At 56.2% G+C, this 20,716-nt stretch carries 15 protein-coding genes; 8 read left to right on the top strand and 7 right to left on the bottom strand.

Going from position 1 to position 20,716, the window contains the following annotated elements:
- Window positions 1-28 precede the first annotated feature (28 nt).
- Both KP702_RS08695 and KP702_RS08690 read right to left on the bottom strand, forming a co-directional pair.
- Window positions 29-919 (bottom strand): transporter, encoded by an 891-nt coding sequence (locus KP702_RS08695; protein ID WP_202208341.1) that lies wholly within the window; start codon window positions 917-919, stop codon window positions 29-31.
- Between the two features lie 77 nt (window positions 920-996).
- Entirely contained in the window at window positions 997-3,468 is a 2,472-nt protein-coding gene (locus KP702_RS08690; protein WP_202208342.1) for a membrane-bound PQQ-dependent dehydrogenase, glucose/quinate/shikimate family, read from the bottom strand.
- A gap of 407 nt (window positions 3,469-3,875) precedes the next feature.
- On the opposite strand from KP702_RS08690, the gene KP702_RS08685 reads away from it, so the two are divergent.
- Window positions 3,876-4,781 carry a helix-turn-helix domain-containing protein gene (locus KP702_RS08685; protein WP_215768792.1) on the top strand — a complete coding sequence of 302 codons (906 nt, stop codon included), beginning with the start codon at window positions 3,876-3,878 and terminating at the stop codon, window positions 4,779-4,781.
- A 9-nt stretch (window positions 4,782-4,790) separates the two neighbouring features.
- On the opposite strand, the gene KP702_RS08680 is transcribed toward KP702_RS08685, so the two are convergent.
- Complete coding sequence (locus tag KP702_RS08680) at window positions 4,791-5,150, bottom strand: ArsC family reductase (protein WP_215768791.1); 360 nt, start codon at window positions 5,148-5,150, stop codon at window positions 4,791-4,793.
- Window positions 5,151-5,302: 152 nt separating this feature from the next.
- Here KP702_RS08680 and KP702_RS08675 point away from each other — a divergent pair, with 152 nt between their 5' ends.
- A complete protein-coding gene (locus tag KP702_RS08675; protein WP_215768790.1) occupies window positions 5,303-6,142 on the top strand; it encodes a glycerophosphodiester phosphodiesterase family protein in 840 nt (279 codons plus the stop codon).
- A 4-nt stretch (window positions 6,143-6,146) separates the two neighbouring features.
- Here the strand turns inward: KP702_RS08675 and KP702_RS08670 are convergent, their stop codons facing one another.
- From KP702_RS08670 to ggt, 3 genes are read right to left on the bottom strand one after another with little or no spacing between them, the layout of a single operon-like run.
- On the bottom strand, window positions 6,147-6,881 hold the full coding sequence (locus KP702_RS08670) for a copper homeostasis protein CutC (protein WP_215768789.1): 735 nt from the start codon (window positions 6,879-6,881) through the stop codon (window positions 6,147-6,149).
- Window positions 6,882-6,925: 44 nt separating this feature from the next.
- Entirely contained in the window at window positions 6,926-8,233 is a 1,308-nt protein-coding gene (locus KP702_RS08665) for a lipase family protein (protein ID WP_215768788.1), read from the bottom strand.
- Window positions 8,234-8,261: 28 nt separating this feature from the next.
- Window positions 8,262-10,028, bottom strand: a complete 1,767-nt coding sequence (ggt, locus tag KP702_RS08660; protein ID WP_237390065.1) for a gamma-glutamyltransferase — start codon at window positions 10,026-10,028, stop codon at window positions 8,262-8,264.
- 123 nt (window positions 10,029-10,151) lie between these two features.
- Here ggt and KP702_RS08655 point away from each other — a divergent pair, with 123 nt between their 5' ends.
- The 3 genes from KP702_RS08655 to KP702_RS08645 all read left to right on the top strand — a co-directional run bounded on the left by KP702_RS08655 (window position 10,152) and on the right by KP702_RS08645 (window position 14,929).
- Entirely contained in the window at window positions 10,152-11,045 is an 894-nt protein-coding gene (locus tag KP702_RS08655) for a LysR family transcriptional regulator (RefSeq protein ID WP_237390066.1), read from the top strand.
- A complete protein-coding gene (locus tag KP702_RS08650) occupies window positions 11,045-12,316 on the top strand; it encodes an MFS transporter (RefSeq protein WP_215768787.1) in 1,272 nt (423 codons plus the stop codon). Before KP702_RS08655 ends, KP702_RS08650 begins: the two co-directional genes overlap by 1 nt.
- 138 nt (window positions 12,317-12,454) lie before the next feature.
- Entirely contained in the window at window positions 12,455-14,929 is a 2,475-nt protein-coding gene (locus KP702_RS08645) for a TonB-dependent receptor (protein ID WP_215768786.1), read from the top strand.
- Between the two features lie 73 nt (window positions 14,930-15,002).
- Here the strand turns inward: KP702_RS08645 and KP702_RS08640 are convergent, their stop codons facing one another.
- The gene (locus KP702_RS08640; protein WP_202208352.1) at window positions 15,003-16,205 is read right to left on the bottom strand and encodes an MFS transporter; all 1,203 of its coding nucleotides are present in this window, start codon (window positions 16,203-16,205) and stop codon (window positions 15,003-15,005) included.
- A gap of 354 nt (window positions 16,206-16,559) precedes the next feature.
- On the opposite strand from KP702_RS08640, the gene sodC reads away from it, so the two are divergent.
- The 3 genes from sodC to KP702_RS08625 all read left to right on the top strand — a co-directional run bounded on the left by sodC (window position 16,560) and on the right by KP702_RS08625 (window position 20,716).
- Window positions 16,560-17,090, top strand: a complete 531-nt coding sequence (sodC, locus tag KP702_RS08635; protein ID WP_202208353.1) for a superoxide dismutase[Cu-Zn] — start codon at window positions 16,560-16,562, stop codon at window positions 17,088-17,090.
- Window positions 17,091-17,447: 357 nt separating this feature from the next.
- Complete coding sequence (locus KP702_RS08630) at window positions 17,448-18,617, top strand: Fic family protein (protein ID WP_202208354.1); 1,170 nt, start codon at window positions 17,448-17,450, stop codon at window positions 18,615-18,617.
- Entirely contained in the window at window positions 18,617-20,716 is a 2,100-nt protein-coding gene (locus KP702_RS08625) for a RecQ family ATP-dependent DNA helicase (RefSeq protein ID WP_202208355.1), read from the top strand. Before KP702_RS08630 ends, KP702_RS08625 begins: the two co-directional genes overlap by 1 nt.

The following is a 20,716-nucleotide window of genomic DNA, read 5'->3' as shown; positions in this document are numbered from 1 at the left end:
AATACTGCTCAGACGGGATAAGCCATCTTTACCAGAGATAGACAAGCTTCATGTAATACGCATTCGTCTCAGGCACGTTTCTGCCATCGACAGAATGAGAATACCGACCAGTTAATGAGACGCGCTTGGAAATATTGACCATGGCGCCCACACCCAGTGCGACTTCACGCCCACTGGATTCACTGACCCAACTGTTGGCAGTGTTGTCCCGCATTCCGGCTGTGTTCTGCCAGTCGAATGCAAAGAACGGCTCAACAATCTTGCTCGCTTTCCAGCTGAAACGCAGGTTGGAATGAAAGACCGTCCCTGGCGAGTAGCTGTGCTCGCCTGTCTTGTGCTTCGTGGATGCTACAATTGCACCCAGATCGCCATCGAAGCTGAAATGCTTCCATTCATAATCGAACATGAAGCTGGACAGGTTTGACCAGTAGCTCGGGGACAACGCATCCCGTGTGCCAACTGGCGTCTGCATGAAGGTCTGGATACCGAAGGTGCTGTGAGCATTCGGCTTGAACCAGACAGCAGGGCCCACGATTGTCGGACCGAGGCCACCGTAATCCTTGCCCTGTGCCAGAACGAAGCTTTCCGACTGAATGACTTCAAACGCAAAACCGACATGCGGCAGAGCATCGAAGCTGCGGAAATGCACGTACTTCGTCATGCCTGCCCAAGTGTGGCTTCCGCCTGTGGGCTGACGCCGGCCACCACTGTCATAGGTATTGCCGGCAACGTTCCCGTCTCCGTATTGCACGAGCACGTTGAAAGGTTTGAAATCTACCGGCAGGTCGTATTCGTGCGGGCCGATGATGGCCAGTGGAATATCGGCTGCATGGACCGCAACTGCTGGCAGAAGGGATGACGCGGGCAATAGGATACTCAGGGCCCGGAGACACCCTCCGGTCCAGGTTTTGCGAGACATGACATTTATTTCCGTCGAAGAAGTAGAGCGTGGAGCGCATACCCTAAAGGACACGCTCCAGCAGTAATCCGGTCAGATCAGTGCGCGGCTGCGCCCTGCTGTCCGTCAATCGTATAAGCGATGATATAGTCACCGCTGCGGGTGCCAAGGCCCCCATGACCACCAGCGGCAATCAAAACATACTGCTTCCCGCCGATTTGATAGGACATCGGGGTTGCCTGTCCACCAGCCGGCAGACGGTCACGCCAGATGACCTTACCGGTCGAGACATCAAAGGCACGCAGGTAATCGTCAGCTGTCGCACCCATGAAGGATACGCCACCCTTGGTGATGACACTGCCACCGATGTTGTACATGCCGGTCGGAAGCGGAAGGTTGTTATGCGTCCGGAAAGGACCGGTGTCGCGCGTCGTACCAACCGGGTGCTGCCAGACAATCTTCTTTGTCACCAGATCGATAGCGGTGATCGTACCCCAGACTGGTCCCTTGCAGGGGATCTGAAGCGGGTTCAGCCACGGGCTGGTGTAAGCGATATAAGGCGTACCGTAGTCAGGAGAGACACTAAGCGCATCGCCCTTGGCTTCAGGCTTGTCACCCTTGCCATCCCACTTCGGCAGGATACCCGCGGATTCAGCGTGGTTACGCTTTTCCAAACGGATACGGAACGGCAGGTAGCTGGCGTTGGCGATCAGCAGCTTGCGCTGCGGGTCGATGGACGCACCCTGCCAGTCAACCACACCATAGAATGCCGGATAGACGATTGTCGTCTTGCCAACATGCGGCGGCGTGAACTGACCTTCATAAGCAGACTGACGGAACTGGATGCGGCAGATCATCTGATCCAGCAGCGTCGCGCCCCACATGTCGCTTTCCTTCAGGTCAGGCGGCGTCAGAGACGGCAGACCAACAGCAAACGGCTGTGTCGGAGACACGTGATCGTCTGCAGCAACACCAGCAGTCGGAACCGGACGTTCCTCAACCGGATAACCCGGAACAGGCTTGCCTGTGCGACGGTCCAAAACGAAGAACTCACCGCGCTTCGTGGTCTGGATCAGAGCCGGGACGGTTTCACCGTTCGGGCCTGGCAGATCAACCATCGACGGGCCAATGGCCAGATCCATGTCCCACAGATCGTGATGCACGGTCTGGAAAGTCCAGCGACGCTCACCGGTTTCGATGTCGAGAGCAATCGTTGCACTGGAGGTTGCGTCGTCGAACGGACGGCGTGAACCACCCCAGTTATCTGGTGGGGAGTTACCCATCGGCAGGTAAAGCAGGCCGAGGTTCTCATCTGCCGTGTAAACGCCCCATGCATTCGGGGTGTCACGCGTCAGCTCGTCGTTCGGGCCGGGCTTCCAGTTTTCCGGGTTGTGACCGGCATCCCATGCCCACTCGATCTCACCGGAAATCGGGTTGAACGCACGGATTGCACCGGACGGTTCGAAGTTCGCCTGGTTATCAAAGATCCAGCCACCAAGAACCACACGATCCTTCACCACCAGCGGCGGAGACGTCACGAAGTGGAAGCCATGCGGCACATGACCAAGATACTGGCGCAGGGAGATGAAGCCGTGCTCGCCGAAGTCTTCACAGGGCTTGCCTGTTTCAGCATCGACAGCAAGAAGACGAACGTCACCAACCGGGGAGAAGATACGCTTCTGGCAGGCCTTGGAGCCATCAGGAGCGGTATAGTCGTCCGGAGCCTTGTAATAGGAGACGCCGCGGCAGGCGAGATAAACATTGGCAGCCAGATCTTCAGCAGCAGGCTTCGGATCGAACTTCCACTTCACCTTGCCCGTTGCGGCATCAAGGGCCATGACCCAGTTATGCGGCGTGCAAAGGTAGAGCGTGTCATCAACCTTGATCGGGGTAACCTCGAGGTTAAACTCGTGGCCTTGATCCGGACCGGCCACAACACCTTCGTCAGCCTTCTGGACGTCACCCGTCTGGGTAACCCAGGCGCGCTTCAGGTTGCTGATGTTGGCAGGCGTGATCTGACCCAACGGGCTGTAACGATCACCGCCCACCGTCCGGCCATAAGCAGGCCAATCCGCAGCAGGCGTGTCCTTGCCGGTTTCGTCAACCTGGCCAGATGCAGCCATACGCTCTGCCGGAAGCGTGCCATTGATGGAATAGGACGTGAAGCAGCTTGCAACGATCGCCACAACGGCGATGGCCGCAGAACCGGCCAGTTCGCGCTTGTCCGCAGCCCAGGACGCATTGGAGCGCCAGACCCACGGCAGAAGCATCCAGCAGGCAATGCCAACCAGAGTGAACAGACGAACTTCCAGCCCCCAGATGTTGAAGCCGACTTCAACAACAGACCAGATCGTGGCAACCAGCAGCAGACCTGCATAAATACGGCCTGCCTGAGACGGGTTCTTCAGGCTGACGGCAGCCGCCGCAAGCATGACGAGACCAGCCAGCGCATAGAACCAGGACCCACCGAGCACGAGCAGATAACCGCCCCCACCCAACAGGAACAGCCCCACAAGCGCGAGCAGGATAGAGGTTACTGGAGACAGCACCCTCTGGAGAGAAGAAGACATGACACCTCGTTTTTCAAAAATATGGAAAACCACTTTTTCTGAAATATTTTGTCTCTCTTAATCGCTTAAGGAGCAGGATATGATCCGTCCCCCATATGACTGTGCGAGGGCAGAAAACTGCTGCGCAGGTCTTTCCCTGCCGGCCGGATGGTTGTCTTGAAAAGCTTGTTTCTCATCCATGCATCCAACCCCTCGCCAAGAGCGTTACAACAGAAAGGCGAGAGCTACCGGCGGACGAAACTTTCGTTTGAAAGACACGGGCACCGGTCAGTCACGCACTCTGACAGCCTTGTTCCTTCCACAGCCCGCGCGATGCCATCCATGATCGGATCTCTTTCACCCGATTGTGACTATATCGTCGTCACCTGTCGCAGTTCTGAGACACATCTGAAAAACGAGAGACACTCATGACCGGTATTACGCCACAGGCCGGTCTGTCCGAGTCATGGATCCGGTGCTCCACCAGCTACAATCTTGACCCGGCGGAGCGGTGGGAAACGCGCCTTCTGAGCCCGCCGGAACTGCGTTTCATCAGTAACCGCACGCGCCTTCTGATCCAGCATGCCCTGCCAGAAATGGAGCGTCTGCATACGATGGTGATGGCACTTGGCTTTACCGTGATGCTGGCGGATGCGAACGGCGTTGTTCTGTCACGTCAGACCAGCCGTGAAGATCTGACCGGCTGCCGTCGCTGGGGCTTTCAGGCCGGGGCCCTCTGGGATGAAGCCAATGCCGGGACGAACAGCATTGGAACGTGCCTGCAGGAAAAAAAGCCCGTCATGGTGCTGCAAAGCCAGCACTGGCGTCTGTGCTTCCGGGGCCTGACCGGTATTGCCGCGCCGCTTTACAATGCCAGTGGAAAGCTGGCGGGCGTCCTTAACATCTGCTCTTTCGCAGGGAACGATATCCTGCCGTTTGCGGGCCTGCTGATGGAGACAATGACGACCACGGCACGCAAAATCGAAGAAAGACTGTTCCGGGAATTCTTCCCAAACGAGACGATCATTACGCTGGGGCTGGCGACGGCAAGTTCAACGCCGCTGGTCGCGCTGAACGCCGATGGGCATGTGCAGGGTGCCACCCATGCAAGCCGGGAGCGTATGCACTGGCCAGCAGGCGAACTGGAGCATCTTCCTGCCCTGATGAACTTCCTGGATTCAGAGGATGAGCTGAGTTTCCGCAAAGCCGAAGTCCACGTCATACGTTCGGCCCTCGCCACGACACAGGGCAATGTCAGCGCAGCGGCTCGCGCACTTGGCATCAGTCGCTCCACACTTCATCGCAAGATCAAGATGCTGAACCTGACGCCCTGAACAGCAGGTTCAGCCAGCAAAGGTTTCTTCGTACTCAGTAGGCTTGAAGCCCACGCGCACGATCTTACCCGCACGTTCCAGAACAGGCCGTTTGATCATGGAAGGTTGTGCCAGCATCAGAGCCACAGCTTTATCCTGTGTCAGATCGTCCTTCTGCTCCGGTGCCAGTTTGCGAAACGTCGTCCCAGCCTTGTTCAGCAACACATCCCAGCCCACCTGACGAACCCAGCCTTCCAGCACAGCATCTGAGATCCCGTCCTTCTTGTAATCATGGAACGCATAATCGATCCCATGATCGTCCAGCCAGAGCCGGGCTTTCTTCATGGTGTCACAAGCCTTGATGCCATACAGCATGACTGAAACGGTCATTCCGGTTATTCCTTTTCCACAGCAATTCGGACTGAATTCTGTAGCCAGTCCCGATAGGAGCCGCCAGCACAGAATGCAGGCAGCCAGAGCATTTTTATCGCCCTGACAGACCCTGTATTTTACCCAAACATCACTCGCTCGAAGGGCAGACCATGCAACGCAGGACAGTCCTGACGAAAAGCACAGCAATTCTTGTTGGCCTCATGTATTCTTCCATGGTCAGGGCCCAGGATCTGAAACCTTATCTGCGCGCCAGACCGTTAATCTGTGCGCATCGCGGTTGGACCAGCCCTTCAGGAACAGAAAACAGCCTTACCCAGATGCGCCAGACCCATCAGGCAGGTCCATTCATGATGGAAATTGATCTCGCCAAAACGGCCGACGGCACCATCATGCTGATGCATGATCGAGAGGTGGATCGTGTCACAACGGGGCACGGCCTCTTCAGCGCCCTGAACGATGCAAGGATCGCGACGCTACGACTCAGGAATGGGCATGGGACACCCCGCGACCCTGTTCCTACCTACGACAAGGTGCTGCAATGGGCCGCTGCAACACCCGATGCCCTTCTGATGCTCGATATCAAAGATGTCTCGCCTCATGATGCCTTGCAACCCGTTCAGCAGAGAGGTCTGTCAGAGCGGATTGTGGTGCTGACATTCAAAAAACAGCAGGCCCGGGAAGCCTTTGCTGCTGACCCCAAGGCGCTCATTTCCGTCCTCGTCACACAACCGCAGGATCTGGAAGCATATGCCGGAATGGCCGCTGGCAGACAGTTTGCAGCGTATATCCCGCAAAATTCTCCACCATCTCTTTTCCAAGCCGCCCACGCAAAGGGCGCTGTTATCGTCACAGATCTGCTCGGCCCAACCGCAATAATGGATGCCGTTTCACCGAGTGAAGGCGCGCACCAGGCGCATTTTCTGCCGATTGATATTCTGGTGACCAACACGCCACTGAAACTTCGGGCAGCGCTCGCACACCAGCTCTGACATCTCAGACAGTCTGCGCTGTTGTCTCCTCCGCCAGAATGGCCAGCATCTGGTCGATGATGCGACCACTGGTTCGGGATGCCAGTCGCCCAAACCCCAGGTCCCAGACGCGACAGGCCTGCCCGACAGATGGCCCCCGGCAGGAGGCATGAAGACTGGTGACACCTGTGTCGCGCAGAAGATCGCGCGCGTTCCCGACACGCACACCACTGCCCGCCATGATTTCGATACGTCCGGCGGCGTGATGCACAATATTCTTCAGAACAGAATGTCCCTTGGGGGCGCTAATTGCCTGCCCGGACGTCAGTATTCTCTCAAAACCCAACTCAACTGCCTGATCCACGGCCATGAGCGGGTTAGGCGTGAGGTCAAAGACGCGGTGAAGCGTGCGGCCCATTGAACCGGCGGCTTCAGACAGACGCTTCAGGGTCGCGATATCGAGCGTATGATCGTCCAGAGACGCGCCGAGAACCACACCGGCCAGCCCTGCTGCACGGGCGGCATCAATGTCCGCCAGCATCTGATCAATTTCCGCTTCGGCAAACACAAAGCCGCCCTCTCGGGGGCGGATCATGGCATAAACCGGAACCTTGGATTTTGCAGCAAGGTGCATCAGCCCTGCCGAAGGGGTCAGGCCACCCAGCGCCAGAGCGGAACACAGTTCAATCCGCGAGACGCCGGGCCGCTGGGCTGTCTGCAACCCAACGGCATCTTCAACACAGATTTCAAGCGTCGGCATAAACGTTCCTTTCCCAGACGGGAGAACGCACAGGCCGACAGAACTCAGTTGTTCCAGCGAATTCCCGGCAATGCCTTCTCCACTTCGGAAACGGGCTTGATCGTTGCACAGTTTCCTTTCGGATGATGGCCTTTCAGCAGCGCCAGCGCAAACGGAACAGAATCAGCCGCAGAGCCATTCACTGCCCCGTTGTGAGTCAGCCCCGAATAGGTCTTCCAGGTTACGTTCGTGCCTGCGTCACACATGGCCGCCACAGCGTTGTACTGCTGGGCCACACCAGCTTCATTATCGGCAAGACCAGTGCCTACGAAAACCGGCATCGTCATGTGCGCATCCGGGATGGTGAACGCGTCCTGAAAGTCAGCTTCGAGCCTGGATGTATCACCTGCGTACGCATTGTCTTCGGTGATATCATGCGCTTCCGTATACCGGAACAGATCGCCAAGGCAGGTCTGACGGGCCTGATGAGACAGATCTTTGCCCTTATCCGTCATGTTCGCACGGACATCCACCTCAGGATGCAGGCTCTTCCGCGATCCCTCAATCGTCAGGATACCAAAAGCCGCAGCCATGTGCGGTGGTTCGACATTCAGGCGTGGAAGCGGCTCATGCTTGGGATGATCCGGCAGCTTGAATTGCGTTACGACGCCTGTTGCAACCGTTCCAAGGACATGCAGATCCGGTGCATATTTCGGGGAAAGCCACGCCGTACCCAACGCAGCGCCACCGCCCTGCGACTGACCAACAAGAATGATACGGTTCTGAAGCGTGCCCTTGTACTGAGCCAGAGCGGCGCGCAACCCGTTCAGAACGCTGTAGCCTTCCGGCCGGTACATCAGATACGGATGCGGCCCCGGTGTTCCCAGTCCTTGATAATCGCTGGCCACAACGGCAAAGCCCGCCTTCAGCCAATGATCCAGATAGGCACGATCCCGGGAGAGATATCCCCGCCAGGATGGGGCGCAGATATCCGCAATCCCTGTCGTTCCGTGCTCCCATGCCACAACAGGCCAGCCATCTTTAGGGGGCGTACCCTTGGGAAAGATGATCTGACCGGAAACCGTGACGGGATCAGGAGCATTCACCCCACTGATGGACGTGTAGAGCGTCCGCACGGCCTGGCCTGCATTCTCCGGCAGCGGACGATCGGTAATCGGCTGCGTGCGGATCATCTGACCCACCGTTGCCGGCACCTGAGCGGGCGGTGTGTAAAAATCGCTGACCCCGCCATCACCCAGAGCACGATCTACCTCTGCCACAACTGCAGGCTTTGCAGTCTGGGCAGGTTCGGCGCAGGCCGCGAGAGACAGGAGTGTGGCAGCGCTGAGGGCAGCGCGGAAAGAAAGCTTCATTGTGGTCTCCAGCAGATCGAGGCAGATATTACTGACCGACGGCCACGCCGTCACGGTGCGGGTCACCCCAGCCCGTAAGGCCGTCCGGATGAATGGTGATGCCCTGCACGGCGGCATTCATGACGTCAATTTTCGGGTGATGCCCCATGGCACTCAAAGCGGACGCAAGCCCGGCGGCAGATGTGCCCTGCTCCAGTTCCTCGGCATGGTTCTGGGCGCCAATCCGAGGCTGCTCAATAGCCGTGCGGATATTTTGTCCCCACGCCAGATAGCCCACCAGCGTCTGCACGACGGAGTCAATAATCCGGGCACCACCGCCTGCACCAACGATGACTTCAGGCTGCCCGTTCTGCCCAAAGACGATGGTTGGAGACATGGTGGTGATAGGACGCTTCCCCGGTGCTGCGATATTAGCCGCAGGCTGCCCATTCACGAAAGGATGGGACGCAAAATTCGTGATGGCATTATTCAGGACGACACCATCCACAATGATATCCGATCCGAAATTCAAATTGATCGTGGTTGTGAAAGACAGCGCATTGCCAGATGCATCACGGATGGACAGATGCGTTGTTGCAGGCACAGTCATAGGGTCGGACGATGGCAAAAGCGCCAGCTTCCCGGCAAGTTGCCCTGCCACCACGCGGCTGGCCGCTTCACCCGTTGAAACAAGCTTTGCCCGGCGATCGAGATACGCTGGATCAAGCATGGCTGCCGTATCCACTCGCGTGTAATCCGGATCAGCAGCATATTTCCGGCGATCGGCCTCGGCCAGACGGGAGGCTTCAAGCAGCAAGTGGGCGGCTTCCACACTGCCCGGCTTGTACTGACCAATGTTCAGACGATCCAGAATGGCAAGCTGTTGCAGAACGGACAGTCCGCCCGCAACCGGGGGAGCCGCGGAGCAAATGCGACGATTAAAGGCCGTAACGCACAGAGGGGCTCGCTCGCGCACCTTGTAGTTCTTTAAATCCGCAGGAGACAGCGCTCCGGGATAAGCGCCACTCGTAACCGCAGAGGACAGCTTTTTCGCAAAAGCGCCCGTATAGAAATACTCCGCTCCATCATGCGCCACATGTTCGAGCGTACCTGCCAGATCGGCATTGTGCAGGATCGTGCCTTTAGGCAGAGGCTGACCGCTGCCATCAAAATATGCCGAAAACTGCGGTTCTTTCGCGAGCTCCGGACGTTCGGTCAGGACGAGATGCAAATATCCGGCAAGCGGAAAACCACCCCGGGCAGCTGAAATTGCTGGCTGGAAAAGATCGCTCCACGGCAGCTTGCCATAGCGCTCATGCAAAAGTGCCAGCGTTCGCAAGGTTCCAGGGACGCCGACGACACGGCCCGTCCGCTGCAATATTGCTTCAGGAATCCGGACGCCATTGCGGTCATGCATGTAGTCCCGATGCATACCAGACGGCGCACTGGCGAGACCATCAAAGAAGCTCAGACGATCAGCGGCCTTGTCCCAGTACAGGATGGTGGAACCACCACCCAGACCGGAAGCCTGGGGCTCCACCACGGCAAGAACCATCTGGGCCGCAATGGCAGCATCAACGGCGCTTCCACCCTTCTGCAAAACATCAGAAGCGGCACGAGACGCCATGGGATTGGCTGTGGCAGCCATAAAATCATGGGCCACTGTGGGCTGGGATACAGGCTGAACAGGTTGAAGCTGATGTGCACAGGCGCTCAGTCCGAGGGCCGTTGCTCCAAGCAGGCCGACAAGAACCGGAGTTCTGGCAGAAAGCTTTCTTTGGGAGAGAGCCGCACTTCTGATACGCATGGAAAACATCAACCTTCAGTTCCTGATCGGGAGCATCTACGTCAAACCGTTACGGTCTTCGATCTCTTCGATAAATGCTGTTATGGTGCGATAATTACTAACCTGCGGTTTGCAATGAACGTTTTTCAGGCCATGACGACCTTTATCGCGGTCGTTGAAACAGGAAGCATGACGTCTGCCGCAGAGCGGTGCGGCATCTCACCCACAATGGTGGGCAATTACGTGCGCCTGCTGGAAGAACGTTTGGGCACAAGTCTGCTGAGACGCACGACACGCCGACAGAGCCTGACCGCATTTGGGGCCGTCTATTTCGCCAAGTGCCAGAAGATTCTCAGCATGCTGGACGAGACGGAACGGATGGCGGAAGCTGCCCAGAGCCTCCCTTCCGGAACCCTGAGAATTACCGCTCCGGTCACGTATGGCACACAAAGCATCACGCCCTGCATCGCGGATTACCTCAGCGAGCATCCCTCCGTGGATATCGACCTCGTCCTGACGGAACGCAGCGTCGATCTTACGCACGAGAAGTTCGATATCGCCATCAGACTGGGCGTGCCGGAGCCCTCATCCCTGATCTGTCGTCGGCTTGCCAATTACACCATGACGCTCTGCGCGTCCCCTGCGTATCTTTCGCGCCGTGAGGAACTCCTTACGCCCCAGCAACTGGCAACACATGACGCCTTAGCCTTTTCCTATACGCCAGCATCCCCCTGGCATTGGGCCAGACGGGAATGGCACTTTGAAGGACCGCAGGGGCATGTCTCGATAGAAATGAACCGCAAGGGCCTTTTCAATAACACGCAGGCCATGCGCCGTGCCGCCTTATCAGGCATGGGGGTTGCCATGCTGCCCTCAGACCTGGTGCGCGAAGATATCCGGGACGGAAAACTCCAAGCCCTTCTTCCAGACTATACGCTTCCGTCCCGGCCTATTTATCTCCTGTATCACAAGGAACGCTACAGCGCGCCGACCCTCCGCTCATTCATCCAGTTCCTGATCCAGCAACTTGGGGGCATCCAGGGTTGATGGCGAAGAGGGTTGCCCTGTTTCAAAAAAAGCCAGATCAGGCTGTTATTGCTTCGATCATTGGCAATATCATTGAGTACTACGACTTCGTCATTTACGCGTATTTTTCCGCTTCGATTGGACGCACCTTCTTTCCATCAGGGCTTCCGCTGTCGCAACTCGGGCTATCTCTCGCAACATTCGGCCTGACCCTGCTTGCACGCCCGCTCGGAGCTATCGTTCTCGGCAATTATGCAGATCGGCGGGGTCGCGTCCCCACCATGATGATCTGCATTCTTCTCATGGCGGTTGGCAGCGTGCTCCTCACCGTGACGCCGCCTTACGCCACCATTGGTATTGCAGCACCAGTTCTGATTGTCGTGGCGCGCCTCATTCACGGCTTTTCACTTGGCGGCGAATTTGGCAGCGCAACATCTTTCCTGATCGAGCATGCACCTCACCATGAAGCCCGTGCCGCAAGCTGGCAGGCTATCGGGCAAATTACGGCCTCCCTCTGCGCAGCAACCGTAGTCCTTCTTCTGAACCTCTGCCTCCCGACAGCAGCGTTCAACGACTACGCCTTTCGTATCGCTACAGGACTTGGCGCAGCTGTAGGCATGGGGGGCTTGATCCTGCGCCTTGTTCTGAACAGCCGCGCACCACCGGCGCAGCTTGCTCCGCCGCCAGTCGTTGCTCCCTTTTTCCAGTCCGATACAATCCTGCGTACCACGCTCATCATGGGATCTGTCGCACTGGGGAGCGGCATTACCTATCTCGGCCTTTACATGCCGCATTATGCCCGCAGCCAGTACAGTCTCTCCAATATCAGCACATCCCTTGCGCCACTCCTGACCTATGGCGGGCAGCTGCTTTTCACCCCCTTGCGCTGGAAACTGGCAGACCGCTTCGACAGAACACACAGCATCCGCCCCATGCTTCTGTCCTGCGCTTTTCTGATCCTTCTTCCATTACCTGCATTCCAGTTGATCCGCGTTGCTCCGATCACAGTTCTGCTGATGCCGCTGATCTTCAATCTCAGTGGGCTTTTCTACTTTGCGGCACTCGATGGTTTCATCGGACAGATCTTTCCCAGCGAACGGCGAGGCCGTGGACTAACGATGGGGTATTCATTCGGCGTGGTGCTGTTCGGAGGCCTTGCTCCCATGACCAACGCCGCCCTGATTGCCTGGAGCGGCATGAACCATGCGCCAGCGCTTTATATGATCCTGACGGCCATTATTTCCTTCATGAGTGTCCTTCTGGCCAAGCCCCTGCTGACGCGTCGCTCCTGACGCAAAACAGCCCCTCAGACAAAAATTGAAACTATCAATTTTTTCTTTGGAATGTTCTTATAATTCTCTCCTTTATCTTCGCTTACCAAATTCATAACGCTATCGAAGCGTTAGTCTCCTGCAGAATGAGTCCCAGAAATGTCTTCCTGTACTTTCTCTCCCAACCGCTCCAGCCGTTCCGGAATCTCCGTTCCGCTTAACGCTCTTTTCGGACCGGGAAAGAAAGCCCTTGCAGCAGCCACGTTTCTGAGCGGCCTCTCGGTCACTGTTCCAACAGCCTATGCCGCCTCCTCTGCGGCAACAGAGCCCTCCAAGCATCGTGCACACGCTGCCCGTACTGAAGTCGAAGCCGGCAAAGAGTCCATCAGTGTCACAGGAACACATCATCAGCCGGGTGGCGGCATGATGCGCGCCGAAACAGCATCCCGCGCTGTGCAGACCGTGACGCAGAACTACATCGAAATGCAGAGCCCGACGAGCAGCCCGCTGGACCTGATCAGCAATCTGCCAAGCGTGAATATCACCACGCCAGACCCGAGCGGCAACGAAGGCGGGTCCATGCAGAGCCGCGGTCTGTATGACAACGATATCGGCATCATGCTGAACGGCATGCCAATCGCAAACGGCGGTACGTCTTCGGCCTCAAACTTTGTTCAGAACTACATCGACAGCAACAATATCTCTTCGGAAAGCATGAGCCCTGGCTCCATTTCCGTAGAAGACCCGCTGACCTCGGCTGGCGCCGGTGCCCTGAGCATTACAACCCGTGCTCCTTCCAGAAAGTTTGGCGGTCTGGTTTCCGGCAGCTATGGCTCTTTCAACCGAACACGCGGTTTCATCCGTGTGGATTCAGGTGAGATTGGGCACACCGGCATCACCAGCTATGCCTCGTTCTCCAATACTCATTCCGATGCATGGCGCGGGTCGGGGGACAGTGATCGCAAGCATATGGACTTCCGGGCCCAGAAGCTCATCGGCAACCGCAGTTCCATTGACCTGTTCGCTGGATACAACCACTCGCACTACTACCTGAACCGCTATCCGACGCTGGCGAACTTTCAGAATGACAAACATGGCCGCCCGGTCTCCACGCCACTCAGCTATAATGCCGAGTTCAGCGCCACGTCTCCGGGCAGCTATTATGGTGTTCGTGGTACGGACAAGGACCAGTTCTATGTGTCCATGCCCATGAAATTCGCCTTGAACGACACCTTTACGCTGAACATCTCGCCCTACTATGAGCGGTCTGACATTACGTTGAACAGTGCTTCCCGCCTGCAGGAAGGCCGGACCTACGCCGGGACAGCCCTGCAACGGGTGGACCTGAATGGCGATGGCAGGATCAGCACATCAACACGCGCTGCGGTCTCAACGAATTCCATGTCCGTTACCCAACAGGGCGGTGTTGTTGCGGCGCTCGGCTGGCATTCGGAGAACAATGACGGGCAGATCGGTTACTGGCATGAAGAATACCGTTATGCCCTGCGCACTCCCCTGTCACGGATGAACCAGACAACAGGCGCACAGCCCTCTGATACGGATAAATCGTCCTATTACCGGACGACAAGCGGCAACATCTACTATTCCGTTGACTATCTGGGATCCTACAGCCTGAACTCAGGCTTTCTGGAAGACACCGTCCACCTTCTGAACCACAAGATGTCCGTCACTGGCGGCATCAAGGTGACGTCCATGACACTGGAAGGGCAGGATTACCTGCCCAGCACGGCCAGCCACACCAATCACACCTATGTTTCGCCAACGCCGCGTTTCTCCTGGTCGTATAACTTTGCCCCTCATCATCAGCTTTATATCAATGCTGAAGGCGATTTCCGCGCGCCCTCCCCGATCAACATGATCTCGCGCTACAGCACGAGCACAGGCGTCATGACGACATCCGGGGCAGGAGCAAAGCCGCAGTATTCGATCAAAGAAGAGTTGGGTTATCGTTACAACGACAACCTGTTCCTGGCGGATATCAGCTTCTTCAACATGAACGTCTCTAATCGTCTGCTGTCCGTCAACATGTTCAGCAACGACGTTCAGGTTAGCCAGACAATTAACGCAGGCGGCGAAACAATCCGCGGCGTGGATGTCATGCTGTCCACTCGTCCGCTGTTCCATCGTTTCCAGCCGTATTTCGCATTTGAATACCTGCACACGACGATGGACAACAACCTTCAGACCACGGCCGACGACGGCTCCGTGGACTATATGCGGACCAAGGGCAAGACGGCTGTCATGTCGCCGAAGTTCTCTGGCAGCGTTGGCCTAACCTATAATGAAGGCCCGTTCTTCCTGAATGCGAGCGTGCATTACACGTCCAAGCAGGCATCGTCCTTTATGAATGATCAGTACATGCCGTCTTATTTCTCAGACTCCCTGACGCTGGGTTACCATCTGCCAAAGTTCTTCATCGCCCAGTCGCCGACGTTCAAGCTGAACTTCACCAACCTGACAGGCCAGTACAAGCTGGGTGGCGTTTATTACTTCTCGAACAATGCCCGGGCAACGACAGGCGTCTATGGCCACAAGATCAGTGCTGATACAGCCCCAACCTATTACATCATGCCGCCATTCGCGATGATGGGAACACTATCGACATCATTCTGATAGGCTTTCAGTCTACTAAGACCAAATCGACAAAAAGGGGCTCCGAATTGCTATTCGGAGCCCCTTTTTATTGTCAGGAAGCAGTCTCTTCTTCTGAAGAGTTCAATATCCTTGGAAAAGCCTCGGGATTGAAAATTGCCAGAAGAATAGCGGTAAGCGTTATGGCAATAGCGATTGGCGTCAAAACGCTGAACCCACTCCAGGTCAGCACCTGACCACCCAACGCTGATCCGAGCAAAATCCCGAGATTACTACCGCCGTTGATAGCTGCTCCCGCCACATCCGGGCGGGTCGCTCTTGCACGAATGGCCCCAGACATGACGAATGGAATGAGTGCTGAATAGCCGGTACACCAAAGCGCAACAGAGGCCACAGAACCCCAGCCAGACAGAATGTGACCATACATCAGGCCCATTCCGATGAGCATCGCCATTCCCCCTGCCAGCATGCCCGCCGCCGGCCAGCGATCCACAATCTGCCCCGCGGCCCAAAGACCCAGAATACTCACAGCACCCGTCAGGAGCAGAGCAACGCTGAGAACACTCTTGGGAAGACCATGTGCCAGCAGCAATGGAGTGACGTAAGTATAAAGCATGTTGTGAGCGACGAAGAAGATTGCATCAATAGCCACGACGATCAGGAAGATCCTCATTGCCTTCCGTGAGCCCATCGATGGCAAGTTCGTGCTCGCATCTCCGGATGTTGCGACTGGCGGCAGAAAGAAAGCAATACAAACCGTCAGCAACACTGCAATGGCAGTCATCACGAGCATCGCGATACGCCAGCTGGCAAAATGTCCGATTGCAGCGGCCCCCGGCACCCCAAGAATAGAGCCCAAAGATGTACCACCATAAACAAACGAAATAGCGCGCCCAGTCATTTTGGGCGGAACAAGCCGTGCGGCATAAGCCGAGACAATCGACATCAGCAACGCATGCGCGATGCCACCGATCGCACGCCCCGCACATAGAATCATAAAGGTCGGAGCAACAGCGGCAATCAGATTGGAAAGCACGTAGCCTCCCAAAGACAGCAGCATCAGTCTCTTACGGTCCACTTTCGCCGTCAGGATGGTCAGAGGGACTGCTCCCAAAGCAACCATCAGAGCAAAGGCACTAACAGCCAGTCCTGCTTGACCTTCTGTGATATGAAACCCTTGAGCCATATCAATCAGGAGGCCAACCGGGGCCACTTCACTGGTCAGTGCCGTAAATGTACACGCGAATAGTGCACACAAACCAATAACGGTCTGCCTGGGGAGAGTTTTGAAAAGCATAATTTCCCTGAATACAGTGCCGCAGTGATTGCGTTGGGCCAGGGCGCGTTCTGCCATTCTTTCCACCAAAACAAAACGAAAGAAGTGAAGTTCACCGAAGGTTCTTTATTATTTCTTCCCCTCACACTCTCCCGCTGGGAAAATGGCACGATTGGCTAGCCGCTCTCTCCTCATGACAATGTGAATGTCGATTTATGATAGCAGGCGCTAGCGTTTTCGTTCCAAGGCCAGAAAGTGGGGAGAAGAAAGCAACATATCCTTGTTGCTATTGCGTCTTAATTGCATCAGGTTTGCACCATATCCCGCAATTTCACGAAATGCCCCCGCCATCCTCATAACTGAGAAAGACTCCCAATGACTATAATGCGCTTGACACGGATCGCTCTTATAGCCGGGTCCCTGAGCCTGACGCCGTCCCTGGCCTTTTCAGCAGAAAAGGCGACTGCCTCTCTTGCAGGAAGCGACGGAAAACCGGCTGGCACGGCTCAAATTACCGAAGCGCCACAAGGTGTCCTCCTTCATATTGAAGTCAGCGGGCTAACACCGGGCTGGCACGGCATGCACTTCCATGAAAAAGGCGACTGCAGCGACCCAGCCTTTACCAAGGCAGGGTCACATGTCCATAAAAAGACACCAGTCACGCACGGCCTATTGAATGCAAAGGAAAATGACTCTGGCGATCTTCCTAACATTTTTGCGGGCGCAGACGGCAAAGCGTCAGCTGAAGTTTATTCAACTTTCGTCTCTCTAACAGGCAAAGATGGGCGTCCAGCATTGCTGGATGCTGATGGTTCTTCTCTAGTGGTTCATGCGTTTTCTGATGATTACAAGAGTCAGCCGATTGGGGGCTCGGGGTCTCGCGTGATTTGTGGTGTGATCCGGTAGGGTAGAACACGAAAACCCCCGCTGTCTCGGTGAGAGAGCGGGGGTTTTTGGAACTGTATTGGTGTGGTTGCGGGGGCACGCAAGCACCGATACCCACATTCACTTCAGACGGCGATATAATTACGAAATATCAATAAACCACTTTCCCTCACACGAGCATTTTAAAATACGATTTAACGTTTCCCGCAGTCTTCGAAAGCCGCAAAGAAGGCACCCGGCTTCACAGTTAATAACGATCTCTTGACTTTCTCTCCCGGCTGGTAAAGAGTTCTTTCTTTAGAGTCTCAGCTTGGAAATGGAATCATGCTCCTCTGCCGAGTCGGCACATAATTACGCTTTGCTAGGCAGGATGCACGCGTGAAACGAACCACTGGTCGTTACGAACGCACTATCGCAGGTGGTGAGGCGGTACAGGCATTCGTACCAGCGGCCCTGCCACCGAATGACCCTGAAATTAAGATCGGCGTTCAACTCGCGGAGCGACTGCGCACGGCCGAGCACGCGCTGGCGCGGCTCGATCTCGCCAGTGAGATAGTCCCGTCTCTCGACTGGTTCATCTACGCTTTCGTGCGCAAAGAGGCGGTCATCTCATCCCAGATCGAGGGCACACAGGCGACACTTATCGATCTGCTGAACTTCGAAGCCGAGCATGAAGTAGAGCCAGACGCGGATGTCGAGGAGATCTGCAACCATCTGGATGCACTGACCTACGCGCGCGAAGAGCTGGCGAAATCCGATGGCCTGCCGCTCTCGATGCGGTTGTTGAACGGCGCGCATCAGCGGCTGATGCACGGCGCGAGGGGCGCAACCAAGCAGCCTGGCGAGGTGCGGCGGAGCCAAAACTGGATCGGCGGCAGTCGTCCGGAAAATGCAATCTATGTTCCGCCCCCTGTGCAGGCGCTTCCCAGTCTGCTTGGCGATCTTGAGAAATACCTTCATACGACCGACAACCTGCCACCTTTGGTAAGAGTGGGGTTAGCCCATGTTCAGTTCGAGAGCATCTCCCCCTATCTCGACGGCAACGGTAGCCTGGGTCGCCTGCTCATTGCCTTGCTCCTCGAACATTGGGGGCTGCTGAAGGCACCGCTTCTCTATATCAGTCTCTTTTTCAAGCGTCATCGTGCAGAATATTTCAGCCGACTGACTGCCGTGCGCACCGACGGCGATTGGGAGGGCTGGACCGACTTCTTTCTCGATGCCGTGGCGACGATTGCCGACGAGGCCGTCGCATCGGCACGCGAGCTATTTGCCGTCGTCACCTCTGACCGAGCCCGCGTACTGGCCCAAGACACGACATCTGTCTCCGCTATGCGGCTGTTCGAGCTTTTGCCCAATCATCCGATCATCACCATCGCAACCGCCATGACGCTTATCGAGACGAGTAAGCCGACGGCCACTCGTGCCGTTGAGACGCTTATCGCTGCAGGCATTCTCGTCGAGACGACGGGCAAAAAACGAGATCGCAGCTTCGCCTATCAAACCTATGTCGACCGACTGCGGATCGGTACGGAACTGGAGCATAGATAATGACCGATTATTCGACCGCACTTTCTCTCCTTAGACGGGCTCTTGGCGATAACACGGCATCATTTCGCGATGGGCAGTGGGAAGTCATAGACGCCTTGGTGAACAGACAGGAGCGCTTGCTGGTCGTACAGCGGACTGGTTGGGGAAAAAGTTCCGTCTATTTTATTGCCACCCGTATTCTTCGAGATCGTGGTCGTGGACCAACTCTCATCGTTTCTCCACTTCACGCTTTGATGCGCAACCAGATTCAAGCCGCAAATCGTTTTGGCATTCGCGCCCTGACAATAAATTCTACGAACAGAAACGAATGGCCGGCACTTCAACAGATCGTGCGGGCCAATCAGGCTGATGCGCTTCTGATTTCTCCCGAACGTTTGGCCAATGACGATTTCGTAGAAAACATCTTGCTACCAATCGCTGAAACGATTGGCTTGCTCGTCGTCGATGAGGCCCACTGCATATCCGACTGGGGCCACGATTTTCGGCCCGATTACCGGCGCCTCGTCAACGTCTTGCAGAGGATGCCAGAGAACGTCCCAATACTGGGTACGACAGCGACGGCCAACAATCGCGTCGTTGCGGATGTTCAAGCACAACTGGGCAACGTTGGAATCGAGCGCGGAGCACTCACACGGCAAACACTTGCGCTACAGACGTTACGCCTCCCCACGCAAGCAGCGCGTCTCGCGTGGTTGGTGGAGCATATCAATGAACTTCCGGGTACAGGTATCATTTACACGCTGACAAAGCGGGATGCCAACCAGGTTACTGATTGGCTCAATCAGCACGGCATTGCTGCCCGACCTTACTATAGCGGTGTGCTGAGCGATGGGTTTGAAGACTCTGACACGTATCGTGAGCACCTTGAAGATCAACTCCTGAGAAACGAGATCAAGGTATTGGTCGCGACGACCGCCCTTGGAATGGGATACGACAAGCCGGATCTCAGCTTCGTTGTTCACTATCAGGCACCCGGATCGATCGTTGCCTATTATCAGCAAGTCGGCCGGGCCGGCCGTGGCATTGCTCACGCAGTCGGCGTTTTAATGTCAGGCGACGAAGATGATCAGATCCACGAATTCTTTCGTAGCAATGCGTTCCCGCGCGAGCGATGGGTTCAATCGATCTTGAAAGCGCTTGAGGACAGCGATGGTCTGAGCACAGCTCAAATCGAGGAGATAGTGAACCTGCGACACGGCCAGATCGAGCAGGTACTCAAGTTCCTTTCCGTCAATAGCCCTGCCCCTGTCATCAAGGACGGCTCGAAATGGCAGAGGACCCCCGTCCCATTTCGTATGGATCATGAACGCATTCAGCGTCTAACCGAACAGCGCGAAATCGAGTGGGACGAAGTTCAAGCCTACATCGATGAACCGGGATGCCTGATGGAGTTTCTGGCCAACGCCCTTGATGATGCGAACCCGCAGGCATGCGGCAACTGTGCCAACTGCTTGGGCAGGCCAGTCGTGGATCCGTCATTCACTCGCAAAACGGCATTCGCGGCCGGCCGTTTCCTGCGCCATTCCGAGATCGTCTTGGAATGCAACAAGCAGGTCGCAAAGGATGCCTTCGCCGAATATGGGCTTAGAGGGAATCTTCCCTTGGAACTCCGCGCAGAACCAGGTCGGATTCTTTCCCGTTGGGGTGACGCTGGTTGGGGGCAAGTGGTCGCTGACGACAAGCACAATGGTCGTTTCAGAGACGAACTCGTTGATGCTGTTGTGGAGATGCTGCGCGACCGCTGGCAACCAAATCCGTCACCGACATGGGTCACCTGCGTCCCTTCCAGAAACCATCCGACACTTGTACCTGACTTCGCGCACCGCCTTGCGAAGGCTCTTGGCCTCCCGTTCGTGCAGGCAATCGTCAAGGTGAAGGACAATGAGCCCCAGAAGGGGCAACAGAACAGGTTCCACCAGTGCCGCAACCTCGATGGTGTTTTTGAAATCGTCGGGGCTGTGTCCAATGGCCCTGTGCTCCTCCTAGATGACGTCGTTGACTCAGCGTGGACAATGACAGTGGCCGCTGCGCTTCTCAGGCAAGCCGGCAGTGGCCCTGTTTGGCCAGTCGCCTTAACGACTTCGAGCGTGGGAGGCTGA

Origin of the sequence: Gluconobacter sp. P5B12, assembly GCF_018812035.1 — a bacterium.
Taxonomy (GTDB): domain Bacteria; phylum Pseudomonadota; class Alphaproteobacteria; order Acetobacterales; family Acetobacteraceae; genus Gluconobacter.
This window is presented reverse-complemented; position numbering and strand designations above follow the sequence as displayed.